Raw genomic sequence first — 22,604 nt, 5'->3', positions numbered from 1 at the left:
CATGCCTCAGCTTTGATAAGCTGAGCGATGAACCGTTTCTTTGATTTCCACTCCACGCTTTGCCATTTCTTGAATATATTCAGCTCCCGGAACGATCAATTCCGGCGGATAAGAACCTCTTCTGTCAATAATCCCTTCGCCGATCATCTGGGCAACGGCGGAAATCGTATAGGCAGTAGCCCGAGCCATTGCTGTGACGCCCGTTTCCTGGTCTCGCACCGTAATCATCGTATATTCATACGTTAACGCTTCATCATTTTTCAATCCTGAAACGAGCACCCGCAGGAGCACAGCATCCTGTTTATCGCCGAGCTCTGTGATTGGCGCCAACACTTCCCTTAGTACATCTCTCAGCTTGATTTCATTGCCGTTAATCGACACCGTTCTGTCTCGATCTGTAAATCCTAAATCGACCAGCAGCTGGAACTTTTCGGCATGCCCTTTATAGCGAAGCGTCTTGTACTCCAATGTGTCCACGTCTTCAAAAGTTTCCGTCAATGTCGAAGTTCCGCCGGAAGTATGGAAGGCTTCGAGCTCCCCAAAACCTTCAAATTCAATGTGCTCAATTTCCGACAAGGAATCCACTTCCAGCAGTTCGCCTCGGCGAATCACGTGGGAAGGATCGGTATAATGGTCGAATACGCCATCCAGTGAAAAAACATGGTTATATTCCAGCGGCGGTTCGGGATTTACCGGAATTCCGCCGACATACAATTTAATGTCTTGGACCCGATCAAGTTTGCTCGCTCCGTATCCCGTCAGGATATTGATCATGCCCGGAGCTACCCCTAAATCCGGAATCAGCGTCACGCCTTTCTTCTCCGCTTCTTCGTGCATACCCAATACGGCGTCTGTTGCCCCTCCGATATGCCCGCCTAAATCAACGGAGTGCACGCCGCATTCAATCGCCAATCGTGCAACTTTTTCGTTAAATGTATAAAATAGCGCATTGATGACTACATCCGCTTTCGAAATGACTGCTTTCAAAGCCTCGTCATCATTGGCATCTAGATAAACGGCTTCAATCTTTGCGCTGCCTAAATGTTCAACGAACAAATCAGCCTGCGCCACATTTAAATCTGCTAAAAACACTTTTTCCACTTTTTCATTGGCAATCAAATCCCCTGCTGCCTGTTTCCCCATTAATCCTGCACCCAATACTGCGACTTTCATCGTCATTCCCCTTTCCGGATTCAGATATCATTATCAATTTGTGCACGCTGCAATTTTCCACTGTAGTCGACATAGATGCTCTTCCATTCCGTAAACACGTCCAGGGCTGCAACTCCCGAATCCCGATGGCCGTTGCCTGTTCCTTTCGTGCCCCCGAACGGCAAGTGGATTTCAGCCCCGGTTGTCCCAGCGTTAATGTAGACAATGCCCGTATCCAGGTCACGCTGCGCTTTAAAGACCCGATTGACATCTGCCGTATAAATCGAACTGGACAGCCCATAAATAACCCCATTATTCACTTCAATCGCTTCATCAAATCCACCGACTTCGATGATCGAAACGACGGGTCCGAAAATTTCTTCCTGAGCGATGCGCATTTCAGGCGAGACATCTGTAAACAATGTCGGTGCGTAATAGTTCCCTTTATCATAAGCGCTGCCTTTAAGGATATCACCGCCAACAAGCAGCGTTGCACCCTCCTGTTGCCCAATTTCTACATAGGAATGGATTTTCTCCAACGCTTTTTGATTGATTACCGGCCCCACTTTTACGGATTCATCTGTTCCATCACCAATCGTCAACGTTTTCATTTTTTCCAAGAGGCGATTTTGCAGTTCTTCTTTTGCGTCTTTGTGGACAATGACCCTGCTGCAGGCTGTGCATCGCTGTCCGGCTGTTCCGAAAGCACTCCAAAGTATCCCTTCAACCGCCAGATCGAGGTCGGCATCTTCCATGACAATCACTGCATTTTTTCCGCCCATTTCAAGAGAGACTTTCTTCAGATGGCGGCCGCCCATTTCCGCTACTTGCCGCCCTGTATCCGTAGAGCCCGTAAATGAAATAACCCGGATGTCCGGATGTTCAATCATGGCCGTTCCAACTTCAGATCCAGCGCCAAATACGATATTAGCAACGCCTTCCGGAAGGCCGACTTCTTCAAAAATTTTCCCCATTTCATACGCCATCATCGGCGTTTCTGTAGCCGGTTTCCACAAGAACGTATTTCCTCCAACAATCGCCGGAAAAGATTTCCATGTAGCAATGGCGACTGGGAAATTCCACGGAGTGATGAGGCCTACAACACCTATTGGCGCACGCACGCTCATCGCGAATTTATCGGCGAGCTCTGATGGCGTGGTTTCGCCAAACAGCCGTCGTCCTTCACCTGCCATATAATAAGCCATATCAATTCCTTCTTGCACTTCTCCGCGCCCTTCTTCAATTACTTTGCCCATCTCTTTCGTGAGCACTTGCGCCAAATGTTCTTTTCTTTCTTTCATTAAACGGCCAATTTCGTATAAATAATCTGCTCGTTTAGGAGCAGGAACCTTAGCCCATTTTTTTTGCGCCAGCTTTGCCGCTCTGGCCGCTTCATCTACATCTGCTTTTGACGACATCTGAACTTGCGCAAGCTCCTCGCCAGTCGCCGGATTTAATACCGGCGTGAATTTTGCATTTCGTGGATCTCGCCATTTTCCATTGATAAAGTTAACCAATTTCATGTTCCTATCCCCTCCGCTGCAAATATATGTAACCGCTTTCATACCCATTATTTCATAAGCTCCAAAAGAATCCTACCCCCTTATGAACAAAATTCAAAATTTTCTTTTTTTATTTTTTATGTGAATAGCCCTGCTTTTTAGAAATGCAGAAGCTTTTTAATATGAACAAATAGCCATTTCTGTGAAATTATTTGAAATCTATTGACACTAACGGTGCGTCATAGTCTAATCTAAAAGAAGAGGTGATCATATGTACAAAGTACAGGAAGTGGCAAAAATTGCGGGTGTCAGTGTGCGCACACTTCACCATTACGACAGCATCGGATTGTTGAAACCATCGAATATTGGTTCAAACCGTTATCGATACTACAACGATGAAGATTTGCGTTTGCTCCAGCATATTCTATTTTTCAAAGAAATTGGTTTCTCGCTGAAAAAGATCCAGGAAATCGTTGCTGAAGGATTTGACTCTACTTACGCATTGACCACACATATTGACTTGTTGAGAAAAAAGAAAGACCGGCTTGAAAGCCTGATCAGCAGCGCGGAGCAAACGCTGCTTGAAAATGCAGGGGCCGCCCCTATGACGAATGCAGATCGCTTTGCAGCATTTGCCATCAAAAAAACTGACGATGACATTAAAAAATACAAAATGGCAGTTCCGGAACTTGAAGCGAAGGTTGATGCCGATTCTCCTGCCGCAACCAGCGAAGAAATTATGGAGGTCAGTGCAGAAGAACTTACGCCGTTTGTGAATTCGCCAGCAGAGCTGGAAGAGTTCGTTGAAGAAGTAAATTCTGTCGAAGAGCCACAGCCGGAAAAAGAAGAAGAAGATTTGGAAGAAATCAACCGGGAAGGAAACCGCATCTACCAATCAGTTGCAAGTTTGATGTATCTCCCTCCGGAAGCGGCGGAAGTTCAGAAAGAAATGCATGCCTATTTTACGTTGCTAAACCGCTTCTACGATTGCACGCCGAAAATGTTCCGCGGCCTCGCCGACCTGTATGCGGCTGATAGCCGATTTGCCAATAACATTGACCAGCACGGCGCAGGGCTGGCAAACTATTTGAAAGAAGCGATGTACGTGTACGCTTCCATTTTGCAAGATGCGTGAGTTGATCGGACCATGCAGCAGCTGCGGCAAAGATATCTATTGCCGGGACGGCTTTCTTGATGGGGTATACGTAGACGGTGAACTGATTTGCTTTGACTGTGCAGAAGAGCAGGAACAATGAAACAGAAAAAAACGCTGCCGATTTGGCAGCGTTTTTCTTATGTCCAGACTCTCGAAGTCTTAAACCGTTTCTTTTAATGCGTCTAAGCGCTCCTGCACTTCAGCACCGGTCAATCCGTGCTCAAATGCATAGCGGTTGCGTGGATGTTCGCGGCATTCGTCTGAACATGAACGCATATATTTGTGTTCGTTTTCTTCAGAAGCCAAAATTTTCTTGTTGCATTCCGGGTTGGCGCAGTTTACATAGCGTTCGCATGGTTCGCCAGTAAAGTGGTCTTTCCCTACGACAACATGCTCCACTTGGTTGATCGGCACAGCAATGCGCTCATCGAAGACGTACATTTGCCCATCCCAAAGCTGTCCTTTCACTTCCGGATCTTTTCCGTATGTCGCGATGCCGCCGTGCAATTGGGCCACATCTTCAAACCCTTCTCTTTTCAGCCAGCCAGAGAATTTTTCACAGCGGATTCCGCCGGTGCAGTAAGTCAAAATTTTCTTGCCTTCGAACATTTCTTTATTTTCACGGACCCATTCCGGCAAATCACGGAAGTTTTCAACATCCGGACGTACAGCGCCGCGGAAATGGCCTAGGTCATATTCGTAGTCGTTGCGTGCATCCAGCACGATTGTATCCTGGTCCTGCATGCGTTTATAAAACTCCGCAGGCTCTAAATAAGTTCCCGTCAATTCATGCGGATTGATGTCTTCTTCCAGTCCTAAGTGAACGATTTCTTTTTTAGGGCGTACATGCATTTTTTTGAATGCATGGCCATCTGCTGCGTCTATTTTGAAAATGATATCCGAAAAGCGTGAATCGCTCTTCACCATTTCCATGTATGCTTCTGTTTGTTCGATTGTACCGGAACATGTTCCGTTGATTCCTTCCTTGGAAACAAGGATGCGCCCTTTTAACCCCAGCTCTTTGCACGCTGCCAAATGTTCAGCTGCGAACGTTTCCGGATCTTCAATCGGCGTGTATAGATAATAAAGTAAAACATTGTGTGTATGATTTTGCATGAATCATACCCCCTATTCTTCAATTTGTCTTTTTAACCGTTTAAGGCTTAAAAACCTAGATTATTTTACATCATACGCCAGTAAATTTCAACTTTTGCAAGATTTCGCGAATGCTCCTCCAACAAAAAAAACAGCTGCCTCTCAGCAGCTGCTCTTCTTCTTATTTAGCAAACTCTATTTTTTACAGAACGCCCTTCCAAACAAGAATGGATGGCTTCAGCATTTAATGCCATCATCGAGAGACGCGTCTGGATCGCTGCACTTCCAATATGCGGAAGGACGGTGACATTCGGCAGGCTCAATAACGGGTGGTCCAACGGCACGGGTTCCTGTTCGAACACGTCCAAGCCCGCTCCCCAGATTTTTTCAGCCTTCAGCGCTTCATACAACGCTTGCTCGTCCACGATACCGCCGCGGGCTACGTTGATCAGACACGCCGTATTTTTCATGAGGGAAAGCTCGCGCTCCCCAATCATCCCTCTTGTCTCTTCTGTTAACGGCGTCAAAATGACGACAAAATCCGATTTCTGAAGAAGTTCATCGAGTCCTGCATATTTCACGTCTTCTAAGCTTCTTCGTGTTCGATTGTGGTATAGGATATTCATGCCGAAGCCTTGGCCGCGTCTGGCAACTGCCTCTCCAATTCGCCCCATTCCAATGATCCCGAGCGTTGCGCCGCCAACTTGCTGCCCCGCCATCCCCATTGGCGACCACGATTTCCAATCGCCTGAACGGACAGATTTTTCCGCCTCAATAATGCGTCGCGCTGTTGCCAGCAGCAAGGCAAAAGTCAAGTCAGCTGTTGCTTCCGTTAAAACTTCCGGTGTATTCGTCACCATGACCCCATGTTTCCGGGCTGCATCCAAATCGATATTATTATAGCCGACTGCTAGATTAGCAACGATTTTCAATTTTGGTGCAGCTTCAAAAACTTCATTATCAATCTGGTTGGACAACATGGCCCATAATGCATGCGCCTCTTTTACTTGCTTGACGATCTCTTCTTTAGGGGCAGAAGTTTGATCGTCATGCCACATACGGACCTCATAACTTTGCTGTAATTCTGCCACTGCCTCATCCGGCAGCTTTTGCGTTATATAAATGATCGGTTTCATATAGTACCTCCATTTTCTATTGTCAAACAATTATAGCAACTAAAAAAACTGCCGGCAAACGCCAACAGTTTTCCCAGTATCTTCAATCCATTTCCCGTGTTCTTATTTTTTTGAAATAATACCATATGACCGCAATCACAAAAAGCGCAATCAGCGCATAGACCACGTTTGAATAAATATCCAATTGCTTCAAAATCGCTTCCCGGTTATCGCCGACCGCTTCTCCGACGTATACAAGCACGGTGTTCCAAAGCAGCGTTCCGAGCGTCGTAAAGGTAAGGAACAGCCATAGCTTCATGTTGGACATCCCGGCCGGAATGGAAATCAGGCTTCGAACCAATGGGATTAAGCGGCCAAAAAAGATGGTCCAAATTCCAAACTTATCAAACCAGCGATCCGCGCGGTGGATGTCCGATTTTTTCACACGCAGCCAACTGCCGTATTTTTCAACGATTCTTTCCAGGCGCTTTACGTCTACCAGCAGTCCTACTCCGTATAAAACGACGGCTCCCACCACTGAACCTGCTGTAGAAGCGAGAATAACGCCCAACATCGTCATATCGGTCGTAGTCGTCATAAAGCCGCCTACTGTCAATATAACCTCAGAAGGAATAGGAGGAAAAACGTTTTCCAGCATGATCAGCAGGAATATCCCGATATATCCATAATCCGACATGATATCTGTAATCCATTGTTCCATTATTTCCCCCCTCTTATTTTGTTTCTTTAAAGTTCATCTTAATGGACCATAGCTCCGACCGGCTGCCGGTACGGATCGGCGGGCCCCAAAATCCAAAACCGGAGGAGACCAAGAAATGGGTGCTGCCTATTTTCCGGTAGCCATAATCCAGTTCAAAGACTTTTCGGGTAATCAAGTGGTTCGGCCACATCTGTCCTTTATGAGTATGCCCGGAAATATGAAAATCTACACCCAGCGGTATCGGCGTTTTCAAATCGGAAGGCGTATGGTCCATGACAATCCATGGCAAATCCTGATTCGGTTTTAGCAATCCCAGTGCATGGCGCTTTCCGTTCGTCCGATCTTCCCGTCCGGTGATGTAGAAACGGCCTCCCACCAAAATGGTTTCATCCCGCAGAATTTTCACCCCTGAACTTTCCATCAAACGTTCCAGCAGCGGAATTTTCTTTCCATAGTATTCATGGTTTCCAAGAACGCCATAGACACCGAATCTGGATTTTAATTTTTCCATTTCTTCTTTCATGCCGTAGCGGGCGTACCAAATCGGATCATCATCGACCAGATCACCGGCCAAAAGCACTAAGTCCGGATTTAAGCGGTTGGCTCGATCTACAAATCGTTTCAGGTGCCGCTTTCCGGATAAGACGCCTAAATGGAAATCCGATCCAATGACAATCTGCAGCGGCTCCTGTTTCGGCCCTTCCACTTCGATTTCCAATTCCCGGAGAACCGGGCTGTATGCGAGATAAGAACCCACTGCGAATATACCAGCAAATAAAATCGCTACGGCTGTACCTAAAACGAAAACTTCATCTTTCAGATCGAGCACTAACCCAATGATATTGGCCAAAGGGATGAGCAGAATCGCGTATTGCAAAAATGCAAACCAGTAGGAGCCGATGATGGTAAATGCCAGCCATCTATGCCCGAGCCTGCCGATGAAAAAGCTGAAAGCGATAAGCAGCCAAAGGAAAGAAAACAGCCCGATATTCATCCAAGGGGCTATTGTTTCTACCCATAGGTATACATTCCAGCCCAAGTAAACCACTAACAGCAGATAGATGCCGAGTGCTCCTATAATAGAACTTACTATCTTCATATGAAGTTCCTCTTCTCTTTTTATATAGAAGCTATTATAGCATCTTCCCTTTCATTCAGCCTTGCTGAGAGGCAGCTAAGCCTCAGGTCTTAGTGAAAGATGCAGTCAAGGACCGTGTTGCGGAATTTACCGCCTTGGTATGATTAAGGTACAAATTGAGAGGAGGAGTTAAATTGAATAAGTTTTGGATGATTACACTCGGCGCTATCGCCGGCATTATCGTACTTTCCAATCTTGGCGCCATTGCGGGATTGGCCATCTCCGGATTGATTCTTTACATGGGCGTACATTATTACTTGAAAAGCACAACAACAGCAGCAAAAATTTGGTGGGGCTTTGTCGGAGCCGTCGGAGTCTTATCTGCCATCTCAAATGTACCGGCTTTGATCGGTGTTGCCGCAGCATATGGCCTATGGATGATTTACCGCAAATGGAACGAGCAGCCGGTAACGGTTGCTAAAACGGATGACCCGTTTACGAACTTTGAAAAACAATGGAATAAGCTTTCAAAATAAGGAGGAATAGAAATGACATCAATTTGGGAACGCTTTAAATTCGCAGTAGCAACTGACTTGGATGCATTGGTATCCAAAAAAGAAGAAAAAAATCCGCTTGCAGTGCTGAACCGCTACATCTTAGAAGCAGAAAAACAAACAACCGACACCGGAAAATGGGTTGAACGGCAAGCGCAATTAAATGTTAAACTGGAAAAAGAATTAGATGAAGCGACGGCCATGCTCCAGAAGCGCCAATCTCAGCTTGAATTGGCTCAGGCATCGGGAGAAAGTGACTTATCCGTTTTTGCTGAAATGGAAGTGGCGGCTTATTCAAACCGGGTGTCGGAATTGAAGCGCAGCATTTCAGAGAACTTGGAAGAGTTGACCGGTCTTGAACAGCGCTACGAAGAAATGAAACACAAAGTAAAAGACATGAAAGTCAAACAGCTCCAATTGATGGGGAAAGAAAATGCGACACGCGCCCACCATCAAATGGATAAAGTGCTGAATCCGGAACTCGCTGCAGAACGCCTGGGATCCTATGATGATATGGCTTCCTACATTAAAAACCTGGGAGCCAAAGTAGAAGAGGACCATGAACGTTCAGCAATGGAGCGCCGCTTGGAATTATTAGAAAAAAAGAGCGCACAACAAAAGGAAATTGGTTAAACTAAAATGAGAAGAAGTGGATCTTCTTCTCATTTTTCTGCTACAAAGAAGGAGGCAAAAACTGCGATGCGCAATTTAACTACTAACAAACAGGCGTTTTTCATCTTAAGCGCTTTACTTCTCATATTCGTGGAAGCTGCATTTTTCCAAAATGGCAGCGTGTTTTTGGTTCTTCTTGGTATCGGACTGCTCTACTACGGAATGAAAAAGAGCACAAAATCCAGAAAATCGTATATCTGGACCGGCTTTATCTTAATCGGCATTTCCGTTCTGTCCATGTGGAGTTTACGCCTTCTCGTTTTCGGCGTAGCCATCTACCTGTTGATCAAGCTTTGGAAAGGCGAAGAATGGGAGCAAACCGTTCCAATTCAAGGAATGAGGGACAAAGGGCTGATCCAAAACAAGTTCTTTTCGGCGCAAAGCACCCCGATCGAATCTTACGAGTGGAAAGACATCCACGTCCAAGGATTTGTCGGTGATTTGCTGATTGATGCCACGCAGACCGTGTTGCCGAAAAAGACTTCTGTCATCTCGGTGCGCCAAGGATTCGGCAAAGTGAAAGTCATTCTTCCTTATGAAGTTCCCGTCCGTATTTTTTACACAACCTTGCTTGGGGAAGCCCGCTTTTTCACAGGAAGCAAGCAGCGCATCTGGAACGGGACTGTACACGCTGAAGACGGCTTTTCAGAAGACGGCAGCCGCACCGAAATGATTGTCACCATCACTACTTGGATGGGAGATGTCGAGGTGATTCGCCGATGAAAAAGCTCGTGCCGCGCAGTTTATTTTTCACCGCTTTATTTGCAGCGATCATTTTCAGTATTTTAATCGTCTTGCTGGGCCTCCCTTCTGTACGAACTTGGTCGGTGCTTTGGGAAGATTTCGTGGCCGGCCTGCCTTTTGGCATGTGGCTATTTGTCCTGATTTTGGCTTTGTCCGGAGGCATTGCCTGGTGGACAGAATCGTTGTCTCGTTCGAAAGTCCAGGAAGTTGAGGATATTTTCCAAGCACTGCTAAGAAATGAAGACCAGACTGTGATTGAAGCCGCCCATATGAAAACGCTCCCGGCAAATCTATCCACCTCCATTTTAAAACTGCAAAAACTGCTGGAATCACAGCGAAGAAGCTTGACCCGGATTTCAAATGAACGGGCTGAAACCCAAGACAGACTCATTCAGGAACGGCTTGTAATGGAGCGGCAGCGTCTTGCTAGAGAATTGCATGATTCAGTGTCTCAGCAATTATTCGCCGCATCCATGCTGCTGTCATCGATGACGGAACAAGACCAGGCTTCTCCGGGCTTATTGCAGACCGAGAAAATGGTACAGCAAGCCCAGCTTGAAATGCGGGCCTTGCTTCTCCATCTGCGGCCGGCTGCCCTGCACGACAAGAGCTTGCGGCAAGGTTTATATGAGCTCGTCTCCGAACTCAAAGAGAAAGTCTCTTTTAAAATCGAACACAAACTTGAAGAAGTGCCTTTGCAAAAAGGGGCTGAAGACCATTTATTCCGCATCGCCCAAGAAACTTTATCCAATACACTGCGCCATTCCAAAGCGACCGAAGTCCATATTCTATTTATTGAACGAGATGATTTTGCTATTTTACGCATACAGGATAACGGGATCGGTTTTGAAAGCGAGCAGTCGAAGTCTACTTCTTACGGATTAAAGCATATCGAAGAGCGGGCGATTGAAATCGGCGCTACCAGCAAAATTGTTTCCGTGCCTTCTGAAGGAACCATTGTCGAAGTGAAAGTCCCTATCGAAAGGAAGATTTCCAATGATTCGAATCTTATTAGTTGATGACCATGAAATGGTGCGCATCGGCGTCTCTGCCTATCTCCAATCCCAATCGGACATGGAAGTCGCAGGAGAAGCCGCTAACGGCGAAGAAGCCGTCAAAATGGCTTTGGAACTCCGGCCCGATGTCATCTTAATGGATATGGTCATGCCGGTCATGAATGGCGCCGAAGCGACGGAGGCCATCATCCGTGAATGGCCGGAAGCGAAAATCATGATCGTCACCAGTTTCTTAGATGACGACAAAGTTTATCCTGCATTGAAAGCCGGGGCTGTCAGCTATATCTTAAAAACCTCAAAAGCTTCACGCATTGCCGATTCCATCCGTGAAACCATGAATGGCACGCCGGTATTGGAACCGGAAGTCATGAGCAAGATGATGAAGCAAATGCGCCACGACCGTGTACTTCATGATGAATTGACGGACCGGGAGATGGAAATCCTTCTGCTTCTTGCAAATGGCTATACCAATCAGGAAATAGCCGATCAACTCTTTATCGCTCTGAAGACCGTCAAAACCCATGTCAGCAACCTGCTCGCAAAATTGGAAGTCCATGACCGCACCCAAGCGGTCATCTACGCTTTCCAACATAAACTGGTTTCACCGCCCAAATAAAAAACGCCGCCTGAATCCCAGGCGGCGTTTTTCTATAAGCTATTGATGGTTACAATGACTTTAAATAAATCTCCGTCCACTTCGATTTTCATTTCTCCTCCGTGGAGGTCTACAATGGACTGGGCAATCGCTAAGCCTAGCCCCGAGCCTTCAGTCTGCCGCGAAGTGTCGCCGCGTTTAAAGCGCTCAAACAATTCATCTGTATTCTCTCCCAATTCGTAGCGCGTAACATTTTTAATCGTACACTCCGCCTGGCCTTCCCGTTCCTGCAAATTGATATAGACACGGGTTCCAGGCATCGCATATTTGATAGCGTTTAAGATTAAATTATCGAGCACCCGCCACCACTTTTGACCGTCTGCTTGCACGTAAAGCGGACTCTCCGGAGAAGCGACGCGGAAATCCAATCCAGACGCTTCAATATCTTCTGCATGTTCTGCCAGAGCTTGAAGGAGCAGTTGGTTCAGGTCCAGCCGTGTTCGGTTAAGTTCCATATTGCCGCTCGCCATTTTCGAAACTTCGAATAAATCTTCGATCAGCGTTTTTAACCGCTGTGATTTGCGGTCCAGGATATTGGCATAGGAAAGCCGCTCCTCTTCCGATAAATTCGGTGTTTTCATCAAATCTGTATAGGTAATGATGGACGTCAGCGGCGTACGCAAATCATGGCTGACATTCGTAATCAATTCGGTTTTCAGCCTTTCGCTTTTCGCCTGTTCAGACATTGACAGCCTTACGCCTTCCTTCAGGCGGGTGAGCTGCCGGGCATGGTCGGCTAAAGGCGAATGGCCTTTAATCGGGATGTCTTGGTTTAAACGGCCTTCGGCCATTTCTTTTGTATTCCGCATCAAAATGTTCAAATAGCCAAAGCGGCTCATGGTGATCAATAAAACTGGAATCCCGATAAAGAGCGTAGCGGGAATCCAGACAATCAGAATTCCCCAACTCATAAACATGGCGGCTGTCCCCATCCCCCATAGGAAAATGATAAACAGCAAAATCAGCATTTGAACACCGATTGATTTCTTCAAAAAGGCCTGGCTCGCCGTTTTTAAGCTCTTGAAAATTGAACTGTTCTTGATATCCTGTTCCAAGTGCTGCCAGCCTTTATAAAAATTAAGCATCCAGATAATTTGAATAATAGCTAAAGCGATAAAGACGACAGCCAGGATAAACTGCCAGACCAAACCGCTGCCGTATCTGAGCATATTATCAGACCAGGAATACTGCAGCATATTGATAAATTTTCTGCTGCCATAAGGCAAGGCCAAAAGCAACGTCAGAACCAACAGGAAAAGGCGTGCTTCCAACGGCAAACTGCTCCATTTTTCATTCAACGGGCTGTCTGCAAACCACTTTCTGTTGAAAGGCAGTTTGGTCAAAAGCAGCACAACTCCTACAACAGCCAGGCCAGCCATTACATACAACATGTACTTTGTGAACGTAAAATGATCAAACAGACTGCCATTAAAAGATTCGCTTAACAGCTTCCGGTCAATTTGCAGCGTTCCTTCAAAATTCGCATCCGATAAAGGAAGTGGAAATTCCATGCTTTGGACTTCGCTTCCGTAAAAATACTCGGAATCCATGGTCAGTGGATTGCCAGGCGTATATTCTTTCTTAAAATAAGGATTGCTTTTCAACTCCCCTTTTTTAAAGGTTTCGCCTGTCTCTAAATTTGTCAGGCTATAAACGAAATAGTCATAGTCTTCCTTGAAAGAAAGTTTTTGCCGGTTCAATTCCTGGATGGTTTTCTCCACTTCATTTTTCCGTTCGGCAATTATTTTTTCTTTAACTACATTATCATCTGCAAAGTTACTGCGAATCGCTTCTATTTTGTTGTCCCGTTCTTCCGTCAGTATCTTCTCTACACTGGCATTCCCGTTTGCCTTTGCCTCGTCGATATCCGCTGCGTATTGATTTTGGATGCTTTGGACTTGTTCGCTTAAGGTTCCATAGCGCATCCGATATTCTTCAATCTGCTCTTGTGTAACAGCCCCCACATCTTCCGCGTTTACCGGATCCAGCTCCAGCGCAATCAAACTGTTTTCAAAATAGGAAAGGTCGTTGTCAAAATCTATCGTGTCCAGATAGGATTTGCCGAAATAACCTTTTCCCGACTCTAATACACTGAAAGAACTGACTAAAACGATTGCCAGAAGGATCAGCCATAACCATTTTTTCAATTCAGGCATCCCCTTTCGATAATGCACGGAGAGATGCCATCAGATCCGCAGCAGGAAAATTCACTAACAACTCAAAAATAAAAGATAAACAATAAGCCAAGCTGAACAATGCGATGACAACTGCGACGATCGACCAAAAATCATTTTTCAATTTTGTAGCCAACGCCCCACACCACCTTTAAATACCTCGGATTCTTTGGATCGGTTTCAATCTTCTCCCGGATTTTCCGGATATGCACCGCCACAATATTTTCTGCATTATAAGCCGGTTCATTCCAGACCCGTTCATATATATCGTTGATGGAAAAAACACGCCCCGCGTTTGCCATCAATAATTCGGTTATTTTAAATTCTATCGGCGTCAATTTGATCGAATCTCCGTGCAATGTCACTTCTTTCGATTCCGAATCCAGCACCAGGCCGTCAATTTCAATCCGCTGCGCCTTGTCTTGGTAGGTACCAAGAGTAACGTAACGTCTGAGTTGGGACTTTACCCGGGCGACCAGTTCCATCGGATGGAACGGCTTCGTTACGTAATCATCCGCCCCTACAGACAAGCCATGGATTTTATCCGAGTCTTCCGCTTTAGCGCTAAGCATAATAATCGGGATATTGCGCTGTTCCCGGATTTTAAAAGTGGCTGAAATGCCATCCAGTTTCGGCATCATGATATCCAATATGATGACATGCACTTCATGGGTTTCTAAAAGCTCAATGGCCTCCAAGCCATTAGCTGCTTTAAGCACTTGATATCCTTCATTTTTCAAATAGATTTCAATGCCGTCGCGAATGTCCTGGTCGTCGTCTGTGACCAATACTGTAAAAGGAGCCATCAGTTTCACCTCTTCCGTTTATAGTTTTATTATAAAAGGCAATTCTTAAGCACAACGAAGGAAAAATATGAAGAAATTCTTAAGAAAAGCGGAAGCTAGAAAAGCGGAAACAGCCGCTTAGGTCCGAAAGGCATAAGACAAATTGGCGAAGCGGCGATCTTTGCCGCATAGCCAAGATGGCTTATGATCCGAGGGCCTGGCTGTTGGAGTCTGGACAATAGAAAAGCGGAAGCGCCCGTTCAGCTCCGACAAGCTTAAGAGGAGCTGGAAATTGCAGCTGCCGCTTTCCGCTTCCCGAAAGTTAAAATGAGAATTCCGCCTAATAGCAGGGCCACTCCTATCCAAGCTGTGCTGGATAGCACTTCCTGCACGATGAAGACGCCGAGAATGGCCGCTGTCAGCGGTTCGGCCAGCGACAGGGTAACGGCCGACGAAGAAGGGATTTTTTTCAATCCTGTTGAAAATAAGATGTAAGAAAGGCTTGTCGCACCGATTCCCAGATATGCAATGACGCCAATATTTACAGGATCCGCGATGTAAGATAAATCCAGCACAAATAAAAATGGAAGTAAAAAACACGCACTTATCGAGAAAATAACGGCGACGGCAGGAACGGCTTCCATTTTGCTTAAAGCATTTTTACTAACCATTGCATAACCGGCAAAAGCGGCGCCTGCCCCTAAAGCCAATAAAACACCTGTAAGCCGAATGGCAGAAGAGTCCCCGTTTGTAAACAGCAATATACAGCCCACAATGGCAGCAGCTGTTGCCCAAGCCCACACGCGATCCGGCCTGCGTTTCAACACGATCCATTCGATCATTCCTGAGAACACCGGTGCACTTCCAATTGCGACTACTGTACCGACAGCCACTCCAGTTAATTGAACTGCCGAAAAAAAGAGGGGCTGAAACAGTGCCATAGCTGCCGCTGAAAGAAAAACTGCCGGCCAAGGAACCGCACGGAAAACAATTTTCTTAGCTGCAAGGGCTGCTAACAACAGGGCAAACCCCCCGATTCCAAGCCTCAAAGCACCGATTCCCAACGGATGCGCCGCCCCTACGATAAAACTTTGAGCCGTTCCGGTAGTCCCCCACAGCATAGCAGCCAGCAACACGTATATATAGGACCGAAAATACATCTAAAACCCTCCTGATTGCTTGCTCTTATAAGCTAGCTTACACGAATTATAAGATTTGAGATACCACCTTCCTTCTATTATAATTAAAAGAAAAAGAGGAGATGATCATATGTATATGACAGTCCCGGAAACTGCCGCGTTTTTATCGATGCCTGAAGAACAAGTCAACCGCTATGTATTAGAAGGCCGTATTCGTGCAGTCCATGACGGTGAACAGTACTTGATCAACACCTCCCAATTCGAAACGCATTTCCAGCAGTTGGAATTAGCCAAGGCCGAACTGGCCGAGTGGCGGGCAACGCCTATTCCGGATGATGTGGATATTAAAGACGAGGACTAAGATTCGCCTATGAGAAAAGCATCTCACCGCTGGAGCGGCGAGATGCTTTTTAGTTGGATTTCTTTAGCAAGTTGACGTGGTCAGTGGTACCGTCCTCCCCAAGAATAAACTGCAATTCGTAATCTCCAAGATAGTAGATAACATTGGTTTCTCCTGTGGCAGAAATGGTTCTTTCTTCTGCCGGCTCGCCAATTTCTTTCAGCAGATCTTCTTTCGTAATGCCGCCTAAATTCGTTTGTCTTTCCACATTCGTGCCATAATACCGTGCTTCTTGCATCACATTATTTTCGTCATATGCGATTTGATAAGAAGCTTGCCCCATCGAACCGTGGTAGAAATCGAATTCTCCTGCCTGCTCCTCAGGTTCCGAGATTTCGGCATACACTTCTTCACGCGTGCTTTCCCCTACCGTAAAACCGCTCGCAAAGCGATAAACCGTTCCTTTTTCTGCATCTTCTACAATGCCTTTCAATGTATCGATTGCCATTTGTTTTTGTTCATCTGAGATTTCTTCTGTTGATTCAGTTTCTCCATCAGCAGCTTCTGCGTCTTCTGTTTCGTTTGTTTCACCTGCAACTGCATCTTCTGAAGTTTCCTGCTCTGCTTCTTCAGCAGTTTCTGTATCGTCTGGCATCTCTTCTGCGATTGTCTCTTCTGTCGTGACGTCTGCCTGATCCTCCGGTTCATCCGAACAAGCCGCTAAACCGAACGCCAATAAAGCAACTGCACCCATCGAAAAAATTTTCGTACGCAAAGCGTCCACATCCTTTTATTAGAATAACTTTTATACTTAACTAGACGTTTCAGCTCGGAAAACGTCTCACTTTTACTCAAATTAATAAAAAAACAGGCTGCGGGATCCACAACCTGTTTTTTGAGCTACTTCTTCATTTAAAGTGGATACCGGACAAATTGTTTCTGGCTGTCGATCGACTTCTTGTTTTTTTCAGCCATCCGTTCGAAATTCAATGCAGTCATCGTTTCATAATCTGCATGTTCCGCCATGTCCAGATTGCGTAAATTCTTTTGCAGCATGTCTTTATTTTCCGCAATGCCCTTAACGAATTTCTGTTCTTCTTTCATCAAACGGTCCCATCCGTCCTGCTTCTCCAAATAAGCGGCAAAAGAACGGATTTCTTCATTCTTTTGGACTAAAGTATGAAGAGTGGTGTATTGGTACATACTCATCTGATTCGCCGTTTGCTGCGTTCTGAGCACGTCTTCTTCAGTGATTCTTCCAATTTTCAGCGCTTCATCGTAATAATTTTTATAGGCTCTTGTATCTTCATTGAATTTTTGTTGAAGCTCCCAAAGAACAGCGAACGCTTTTCGCCCGTCAAGCACTTTGGCATCAGCTGTAGAAACGGGAATATTTAAAGGATTGGTATAATATTCCGTTGGGATATTCAGCCGTTCTCCTCCGGCATTCAATATGCTTGAGCTCAAGTCCGCAAATAAAGAAAGATTGGACTGCGCTTCCATCGCTTCTTCCCTTACCTCGTCGCCTGTGCTGACATAAGCCGTCCCGACGACTTCATTATTTTTCGTGAACCCGCCCATATAATAAGGTTTGCCGTTCACTTCCCAATAAACCGGGTTTACGAATGCGCCTTCCGTCCACTTTTTATGTTTTTTCACTTTTTTCATTAAAAGTTTAGTCGTTTGATCATCCATGGTCGCCTTCATCTCCTTTGGTTGTCACTTTCTAGATGATAACATTAACCGAACAGTGCGTTCCAACCTTTAGAGATTGCTCCGCCCACTTTCGAAGCCGTATTTTTGATGCCGTCCCAGTTTTTCGCTACGTAGCCGGTCAGTTTTGATGCGCCCCAAATGGCTGCGCCTGCTACGACGAGGCCAGCGCCAATTGCCTGGCCGCCCGGAATCGCTGCAGCTACTCCGCCAGCGCTCATCAATGTAGAGCCGAAGCTTGCTGTTGCATCTGTCACAGCTGCTGTACGTTCTGCGCCTGTTGAATTGCTGTCTTGAAATACGCTAATGGCTTGAGCTGTGTTATTGTAGGTATCAACTGCTCCAAAAACTGTGCCCACTGCTGCCGTTGCCACGTTGAGCTTCCCCAGTGCGCCCATAGCCGATGATCCGGCCTGCGCTGCACCGCTCATCATGGAACCGGCAGCCGTTGTATTGGTTGCAATGTTCGTGCCGGAAGTAAGCGTCGAAATCGCGCCTCTTGCATCTTGATAAACGTCGACTCCATCCGAAACATCCGAAGCAAAGTCGAGAATCGGACTATCGATTCCAAGCTTCAATCCATTTAATAGTGACGAACGCAGGAAGGAGCTCGTGCTGCCTCCCATCGTATCGGCAGCATCTGCATTAAAAGATTCCGAAGCTAACCTTACTTGCCCCAAAATGACATCGTTGCCGATGTAACTTGTAACTTCCCAAGGTGTTGGTGAGTTGGGATTAGAACTGCCAGTGCCGCCGTCCGTCCCATTTCCGGAAGATCCGTCACCGTTCGTTCCATTGCCAGTGGTGCCGTTGCCATTTGAGCCGTTGCCGGACGTGCCGTCACCGTTCGTCCCGCTGCCATTTGAACCGTTGCCGGACGTGCCGTTGCCATTCGTCCCGTCACCGCTTGAACCATTGCCGGATGTTCCGTCGCCGTTCGTTCCGTTGCCCGAAGTTCCATCTCCATTCGTGCCATTGCCGCCGGTGCCATCGCCGGAAGTCCCGTCACCCGATGTTCCGTCACCATTGGTTCCATCACCTGAAGTTCCATCTCCGGAAGTTCCATCTCCGTTCGTGCCGGTGCCGTTGGTTCCATCTCCGTTTGTGCCGTCGCCTTGCCAGCTTTCGCCATTGGTTCCGTCTCCGGTCCACGTATCGCCAGACCAGGTGTCTCCTGACCACGTATTGCCTTCCCACGGCGTCCCTTCCCAAGTATCGCCGGACCAGGTGTCCCCTGACCACGTATTTCCCGTCCACGGCGAAACCGCAAATGCAACAGAACCGAAAAATGATTGGGCGACAATAAGCAGAATTGCGGTTAATGCAAATATGCGTTTGATCGTCGATTCCATTTCTTCCCCTCCTTTATTCATTCATTAATCTTGCATCGCCATATCTTGGTGATCAATTGAGAACAAACTTAGCTCTTCTTTCCACTTCAATACAAAAGATGCCAGAATTAGATAAAACAAAGGCAAAAATAAGGTATTCAAGAAGATATGGCAAATCGCGATAGCCAGGAAAGAGTTCGTGATATCCAGCACTAAGGCTTGGACGATTGCCGAAATAATAAATTCGCCGACCCCAAAACAGAAAATCAATAAAATAACTTTCCAATGCTGCCGTTTGAAAATCCGGCCGCTTTCCCGTATGGATGACCAAACCGATTGATTATCGATAATCGCAATAACCGGAGCCATCACAAAAATAGCCAATAGAATGACGCCGGGCAGAACAAACAATGCAAAACCAATTGTCACCAGCAAACCGGCGACTACCGAAAAGACAAAATAGTGAAAGCCCTTTAAAGCAAATTGAAAAAATGCCTGCCTTAACGGCCGGTCGTGCCCAATCTCTTCAAAATGCCAAAAGTATACGAATGGTACAAGCGTAAAAAAGAACAAAATAAACACAATGAAAGCCGAATAAATATCTCCAAAGCCAAACAGTGCACCATTCGTAGGGGTAATTGCCAAAATGTAGTTTGATGCAAAGAACTGCAGCAAAATGATCGGAAGCTGGATAAACAGGACCAACAACAGCAACCGCTCATATTTCTGTCCAAAAAAACTGAACGCCGAACGAATCGGATGTTCCATCGTAAAACCTCCTGTCGTTTATGATTGTTGAAGCTGCGCCAAATGATTTTTTCTCATGAATGGAAGTGCAAGTCCGACTGCGAGTGCGGTGAACGGGAAGCTCCCGTCACTGAACAGCCATTCTCCTACTGTCACCGGAACAAATATGGCATAAAAGAAAATCATCAATACAAGATAAATTCTTCTCCACTTTTTTTCTTTTTTCATTTTTCCACTCCTATTCCAACGAATACGTTCTGCCTTCCCACCCAGCTAATTTCTGGACGAACAGGATCTCAGGGCCTTTAGAAGACTTGGTTAAATTTTTAACGGCTCCGGCAAAAAAACCGTTATAGCCGATGGCACTGGCTTCTTTCGAAGATTTGACGACCACTTGGCCATTATCGAACACGGTCATTTGCGCCCCTGCCAATTCCCCGCCATTTGCCAAGATGGTATTTCGGGCACTTTCTTTCATCGAATTGATCCACCGGTATTCCATCTCATTATTCAACATTTTTTTGAGCAATCCACCGCCTAATCCTTTGTCCATTTCACTGGACAATACACGGTCAATCGCTTCATTTTGAATTTCGTTCAATGAATACTCCGCCATTTCACCTGACAGGTTGTTCACTTCTTTTTCAATCAGTTCGGCTATAGTGTCTTCTTCCTCTTCTGGTGCAGCCTCTTCAGGCGGTTCTGTTTCCCCGCCTTCTTCTTCAGCCTCTTCTGCCAGCATTTCCTTTAGCTTTGTCTCATAATCTGAAATGAAATCGGGAAGATCCTCATACAAACTAGCCGTTGCAGCTAAAGCCGCTTGCTGGGAAGTAGAGATGGCCTGCTCTTTTACAATCAAAGCGCCTGCTAAATTGAGAATGAGCACAAACAAGATGATCATGACGCTTAATAGGCCAATGACAAACAATGCGATATTCCCTTGCTCATTGTTTAAATAAGATTTGAACTTTTTCATTTGATCACCTTGCCTGACGTATCTGCAGTGTATGAAAAAGTGGGTTTTCCTCCTCCAAACATGCTGGCAGGAAGGAAGACAAAATCAATGTTGACGCTTACCGAGGCGGTAAAATTATTCGACCCCGAAATCGGCGCGCCCGCAAAGCTGATATAGCTGCCGCCTGCGTCTACGATATTTTGCGCAGCTTGCGATGCTTCGCCTGCATCCGCTGTGACCGAATAAACTTTCGCGGCTTCGCTCACCGCGGATTCTGCAATCATCAGCCCGTGAAATCCGGCGATAAACTGCCAGGCGATCATCATTACTGAAAATACGAGAGGGACCATGCCCAAAAACTCGATAGTTGCCGATCCTTCTTCATTGGTTAATGCTCTTTTCATGGTTTCCACCTCACCTGATAGACTCCCGCTTTTCCGGCTCATCTTGCAGGGGGCCGCAACTATAAGCCGGAAAAAGGGGAGTCCCCTTTTTGCTGTCATTCTGCCTCGTCTGGATATTTATCACTGATCTGCTTCCGCATTTCTGACAGGCCTTTCTCTTTCACTTCGTTCAATTCTGAAACGAGCGGCCCTTTTGCTGCGTTGGCTACATCACTGATTTCATACACTTTTTTCTCGAGAACGCTTTTTTGATCCCAGTTGATATAACCGGCTTCACGCAAATAACGCAGCCCTCTATTTAATGCCAGCTCCTGCTTCAAAGCGGAAGCGCTCCAATTATTTTCAAATTGCTGGATGGCCAGCCAGCTGTCATTGCTCGATTTCAAGACATCCAATTCGGAGTTTTGCTTCCAGCTCTTCCAGTTCTTCAATACTTCTTCAGATTGCTTAAACTGCGCAGTCAATTGCTTGCCGTCCGTCACATTTGAGAAGATCCCTTCTGCTGCTTTAGCGACGTCTTTCAATTGCTGCTGGGCTTCGGCATCTGCATTAAAGCCGATGACGTTGATAATTGGCGCTACGTCGCTGTCCGCCAGAGATTTTGCTACCGCTACCGGGTCTCCCCCGCAAGTTTCAATGCCGTCGCTGACCATATAAATCAAGTTTGTGTTCGTTTGGCTGTTCAGCCCTTTAAAACTTGCCTGAGCCGATTCCAATGCTCCAGCAACCGGCGTCCAGCCTGCAGGTTCAAATGTATTCAAAGCCTGCTCGAATTTTGTTTTATCATAGGTCCCGCGCTCGTACACTTCATCGATCGCTGCACATGAGGCCGCCTTATCTTCTTCAGAACCTGTACCTTCATGGCCATAGATCCGCAAAGACACATTCGCCTCTTCCGGAACTTGTGCCATGAAATTGCGGATGGATTCTTTCGCGAGCTCCATACGGGTTTTGTCGCCTACGTAATTAGCCATGGACCCGCTGGCATCCAAGATGACTTCCACATTGTAGTTTTCTTTAAAAGCAAAACGTTCATCTGCTTCCGGCGTTCCGGAAAGTGCAAACTCCAATTGATCCAGCACATCTTGTGGATTCTGGAAATCGTAGGCAACGATGGAATAAAGATAATTGAAATATAAATCTATTTCTTCCTCCGTTGCATCTTCTTTTAGAGGCGGCACTTCTCCGAATGCTTCGAAGAAGGCGGGCTCAATTTCTTCTTCATCTCCGCTTGATAGATCCAAATGTCCGATTTTGCCGACCGGCTGGCTGATCAGATCTTGATCGGTCTCGGGCAAAGCAATTAAATCCTCTTCTGAAATCACTTCTTCCAGCCCCGGCTCTTCTTCAACTTTTTCTTCGGGTTCAGCCACAGTCTTCTTGTCGGTTTCTGCAGTGGTTTGTTCGCCGGTGTCTGCCGCCTTCGGTTCTTCAGGTTCGTCTTGTTGGCAGGCTGCCAACCCCAGCACAAGCAACGATGCTGCTAAAATCTTGCCTAATTTCATCGTATGCTCCTTTCATGATGCGTATTCATTGCAATATCCGGCTTCAGGCGA

25 protein-coding genes are annotated in these 22,604 nt (G+C 46.2%); 7 read left to right on the top strand and 18 right to left on the bottom strand.

The genetic code is table 11. The features are described from left to right. Positions 1–6: 6 nt before the first annotated feature. Positions 7–1,173 (bottom strand): saccharopine dehydrogenase family protein, encoded by a 1,167-nt coding sequence (locus BN1080_RS03585; protein WP_052650581.1) that lies wholly within the window; start codon positions 1,171–1,173, stop codon positions 7–9. A gap of 20 nt (positions 1,174–1,193) precedes the next feature. Continuing rightward, positions 1,194–2,675 carry an aldehyde dehydrogenase family protein gene (locus BN1080_RS03580; protein ID WP_052650580.1) on the bottom strand — a complete coding sequence of 494 codons (1,482 nt, stop codon included), beginning with the start codon at positions 2,673–2,675 and terminating at the stop codon, positions 1,194–1,196. Positions 2,676–2,925: 250 nt separating this feature from the next. Here BN1080_RS03580 and BN1080_RS03575 point away from each other — a divergent pair, with 250 nt between their 5' ends. Beyond that, entirely contained in the window at positions 2,926–3,789 is an 864-nt protein-coding gene (locus BN1080_RS03575) for a MerR family transcriptional regulator (protein ID WP_052650579.1), read from the top strand. Positions 3,790–3,969: 180 nt separating this feature from the next. On the opposite strand, the gene trhO is transcribed toward BN1080_RS03575, so the two are convergent. The 4 genes from trhO to BN1080_RS03555 form a co-directional block, all read right to left on the bottom strand. Continuing rightward, positions 3,970–4,926 carry an oxygen-dependent tRNA uridine(34) hydroxylase TrhO gene (gene trhO, locus BN1080_RS03570; RefSeq protein ID WP_052650578.1) on the bottom strand — a complete coding sequence of 319 codons (957 nt, stop codon included), beginning with the start codon at positions 4,924–4,926 and terminating at the stop codon, positions 3,970–3,972. Between the two features lie 164 nt (positions 4,927–5,090). Further along, positions 5,091–6,041 carry a 2-hydroxyacid dehydrogenase gene (locus BN1080_RS03565; protein WP_052650577.1) on the bottom strand — a complete coding sequence of 317 codons (951 nt, stop codon included), beginning with the start codon at positions 6,039–6,041 and terminating at the stop codon, positions 5,091–5,093. An 82-nt stretch (positions 6,042–6,123) separates the two neighbouring features. Further along, positions 6,124–6,741, bottom strand: a complete 618-nt coding sequence (locus BN1080_RS03560) for a DedA family protein (protein ID WP_052650576.1) — start codon at positions 6,739–6,741, stop codon at positions 6,124–6,126. A 13-nt stretch (positions 6,742–6,754) separates the two neighbouring features. Then, on the bottom strand, positions 6,755–7,840 hold the full coding sequence (locus tag BN1080_RS03555) for a metallophosphoesterase (protein ID WP_052650575.1): 1,086 nt from the start codon (positions 7,838–7,840) through the stop codon (positions 6,755–6,757). A gap of 173 nt (positions 7,841–8,013) precedes the next feature. Between BN1080_RS03555 and BN1080_RS03550 the strand changes: the two genes are divergently transcribed. From BN1080_RS03550 to BN1080_RS03530, 5 genes are all read left to right on the top strand, one after another. Further along, positions 8,014–8,355 (top strand): lmo0954 family membrane protein, encoded by a 342-nt coding sequence (locus tag BN1080_RS03550; RefSeq protein ID WP_052650574.1) that lies wholly within the window; start codon positions 8,014–8,016, stop codon positions 8,353–8,355. Positions 8,356–8,367: 12 nt separating this feature from the next. Then, the gene (locus BN1080_RS03545) at positions 8,368–9,006 is read left to right on the top strand and encodes a PspA/IM30 family protein (protein WP_052650573.1); all 639 of its coding nucleotides are present in this window, start codon (positions 8,368–8,370) and stop codon (positions 9,004–9,006) included. A gap of 66 nt (positions 9,007–9,072) precedes the next feature. Next, the gene (gene liaF, locus BN1080_RS03540; protein WP_052650572.1) at positions 9,073–9,768 is read left to right on the top strand and encodes a cell wall-active antibiotics response protein LiaF; all 696 of its coding nucleotides are present in this window, start codon (positions 9,073–9,075) and stop codon (positions 9,766–9,768) included. Further along, on the top strand, positions 9,765–10,808 hold the full coding sequence (locus BN1080_RS03535) for a sensor histidine kinase (RefSeq protein WP_052650571.1): 1,044 nt from the start codon (positions 9,765–9,767) through the stop codon (positions 10,806–10,808). Before liaF ends, BN1080_RS03535 begins: the two co-directional genes overlap by 4 nt. Beyond that, positions 10,786–11,421 carry a response regulator transcription factor gene (locus tag BN1080_RS03530; protein WP_052650570.1) on the top strand — a complete coding sequence of 212 codons (636 nt, stop codon included), beginning with the start codon at positions 10,786–10,788 and terminating at the stop codon, positions 11,419–11,421. Before BN1080_RS03535 ends, BN1080_RS03530 begins: the two co-directional genes overlap by 23 nt. 32 nt (positions 11,422–11,453) lie before the next feature. On the opposite strand, the gene BN1080_RS03525 is transcribed toward BN1080_RS03530, so the two are convergent. The 4 genes from BN1080_RS03525 to BN1080_RS03515 all read right to left on the bottom strand — a co-directional run bounded on the left by BN1080_RS03525 (position 11,454) and on the right by BN1080_RS03515 (position 15,579). Further along, entirely contained in the window at positions 11,454–13,607 is a 2,154-nt protein-coding gene (locus tag BN1080_RS03525) for an ATP-binding protein (RefSeq protein ID WP_052650569.1), read from the bottom strand. Position 13,608: 1 nt separating this feature from the next. Continuing rightward, on the bottom strand, positions 13,609–13,770 hold the full coding sequence (locus BN1080_RS17150) for a hypothetical protein (RefSeq protein WP_199876583.1): 162 nt from the start codon (positions 13,768–13,770) through the stop codon (positions 13,609–13,611). After that, complete coding sequence (locus tag BN1080_RS03520; RefSeq protein WP_052650568.1) at positions 13,748–14,440, bottom strand: response regulator transcription factor; 693 nt, start codon at positions 14,438–14,440, stop codon at positions 13,748–13,750. Before BN1080_RS03520 ends, BN1080_RS17150 begins: the two co-directional genes overlap by 23 nt. 254 nt (positions 14,441–14,694) lie before the next feature. Continuing rightward, positions 14,695–15,579 carry an EamA family transporter gene (locus tag BN1080_RS03515; RefSeq protein WP_052650567.1) on the bottom strand — a complete coding sequence of 295 codons (885 nt, stop codon included), beginning with the start codon at positions 15,577–15,579 and terminating at the stop codon, positions 14,695–14,697. A 109-nt stretch (positions 15,580–15,688) separates the two neighbouring features. Here BN1080_RS03515 and BN1080_RS03510 point away from each other — a divergent pair, with 109 nt between their 5' ends. Beyond that, positions 15,689–15,919 carry a helix-turn-helix domain-containing protein gene (locus BN1080_RS03510; RefSeq protein ID WP_052650566.1) on the top strand — a complete coding sequence of 77 codons (231 nt, stop codon included), beginning with the start codon at positions 15,689–15,691 and terminating at the stop codon, positions 15,917–15,919. 49 nt (positions 15,920–15,968) lie between these two features. Here BN1080_RS03510 and BN1080_RS03505 read toward each other — a convergent pair whose 3' ends face one another. The 8 genes from BN1080_RS03505 to BN1080_RS03470 all read right to left on the bottom strand — a co-directional run bounded on the left by BN1080_RS03505 (position 15,969) and on the right by BN1080_RS03470 (position 22,553). Next, on the bottom strand, positions 15,969–16,673 hold the full coding sequence (locus BN1080_RS03505; protein ID WP_052650565.1) for a DUF4309 domain-containing protein: 705 nt from the start codon (positions 16,671–16,673) through the stop codon (positions 15,969–15,971). A gap of 137 nt (positions 16,674–16,810) precedes the next feature. Continuing rightward, complete coding sequence (locus tag BN1080_RS03500) at positions 16,811–17,593, bottom strand: hypothetical protein (RefSeq protein WP_052650564.1); 783 nt, start codon at positions 17,591–17,593, stop codon at positions 16,811–16,813. Between the two features lie 44 nt (positions 17,594–17,637). Next, complete coding sequence (locus tag BN1080_RS03495) at positions 17,638–18,963, bottom strand: hypothetical protein (RefSeq protein ID WP_052650563.1); 1,326 nt, start codon at positions 18,961–18,963, stop codon at positions 17,638–17,640. A 24-nt stretch (positions 18,964–18,987) separates the two neighbouring features. Continuing rightward, positions 18,988–19,710: a hypothetical protein gene (locus BN1080_RS03490; protein WP_052650562.1), complete on the bottom strand. Its 723-nt coding sequence runs from the start codon at positions 19,708–19,710 to the stop codon at positions 18,988–18,990. 18 nt (positions 19,711–19,728) lie between these two features. Further along, complete coding sequence (locus tag BN1080_RS03485) at positions 19,729–19,917, bottom strand: hypothetical protein (RefSeq protein WP_052650561.1); 189 nt, start codon at positions 19,915–19,917, stop codon at positions 19,729–19,731. Positions 19,918–19,927: 10 nt separating this feature from the next. Then, complete coding sequence (locus tag BN1080_RS03480; protein WP_052650560.1) at positions 19,928–20,665, bottom strand: Tad domain-containing protein; 738 nt, start codon at positions 20,663–20,665, stop codon at positions 19,928–19,930. Continuing rightward, the gene (locus BN1080_RS03475) at positions 20,662–21,048 is read right to left on the bottom strand and encodes a TadE/TadG family type IV pilus assembly protein (protein WP_052650559.1); all 387 of its coding nucleotides are present in this window, start codon (positions 21,046–21,048) and stop codon (positions 20,662–20,664) included. The genes BN1080_RS03480 and BN1080_RS03475 overlap by 4 nt, the downstream gene beginning before the upstream one ends. Positions 21,049–21,143: 95 nt before the next feature. Continuing rightward, positions 21,144–22,553, bottom strand: coding sequence for a vWA domain-containing protein (locus BN1080_RS03470; protein WP_052650558.1), 1,410 nt, complete (start codon positions 22,551–22,553; stop codon positions 21,144–21,146). Positions 22,554–22,604: the final 51 nt, after the last annotated feature.

The sequence above is a fragment of the Planococcus massiliensis genome (assembly GCF_000821325.1).
Taxonomy (GTDB): Bacteria; Bacillota; Bacilli; order Bacillales_A; family Planococcaceae; genus Planococcus; species Planococcus ruber.
Note: the sequence above shows the minus strand (reverse complement) of the source record. Positions and strands in the feature narration are given on the sequence as shown.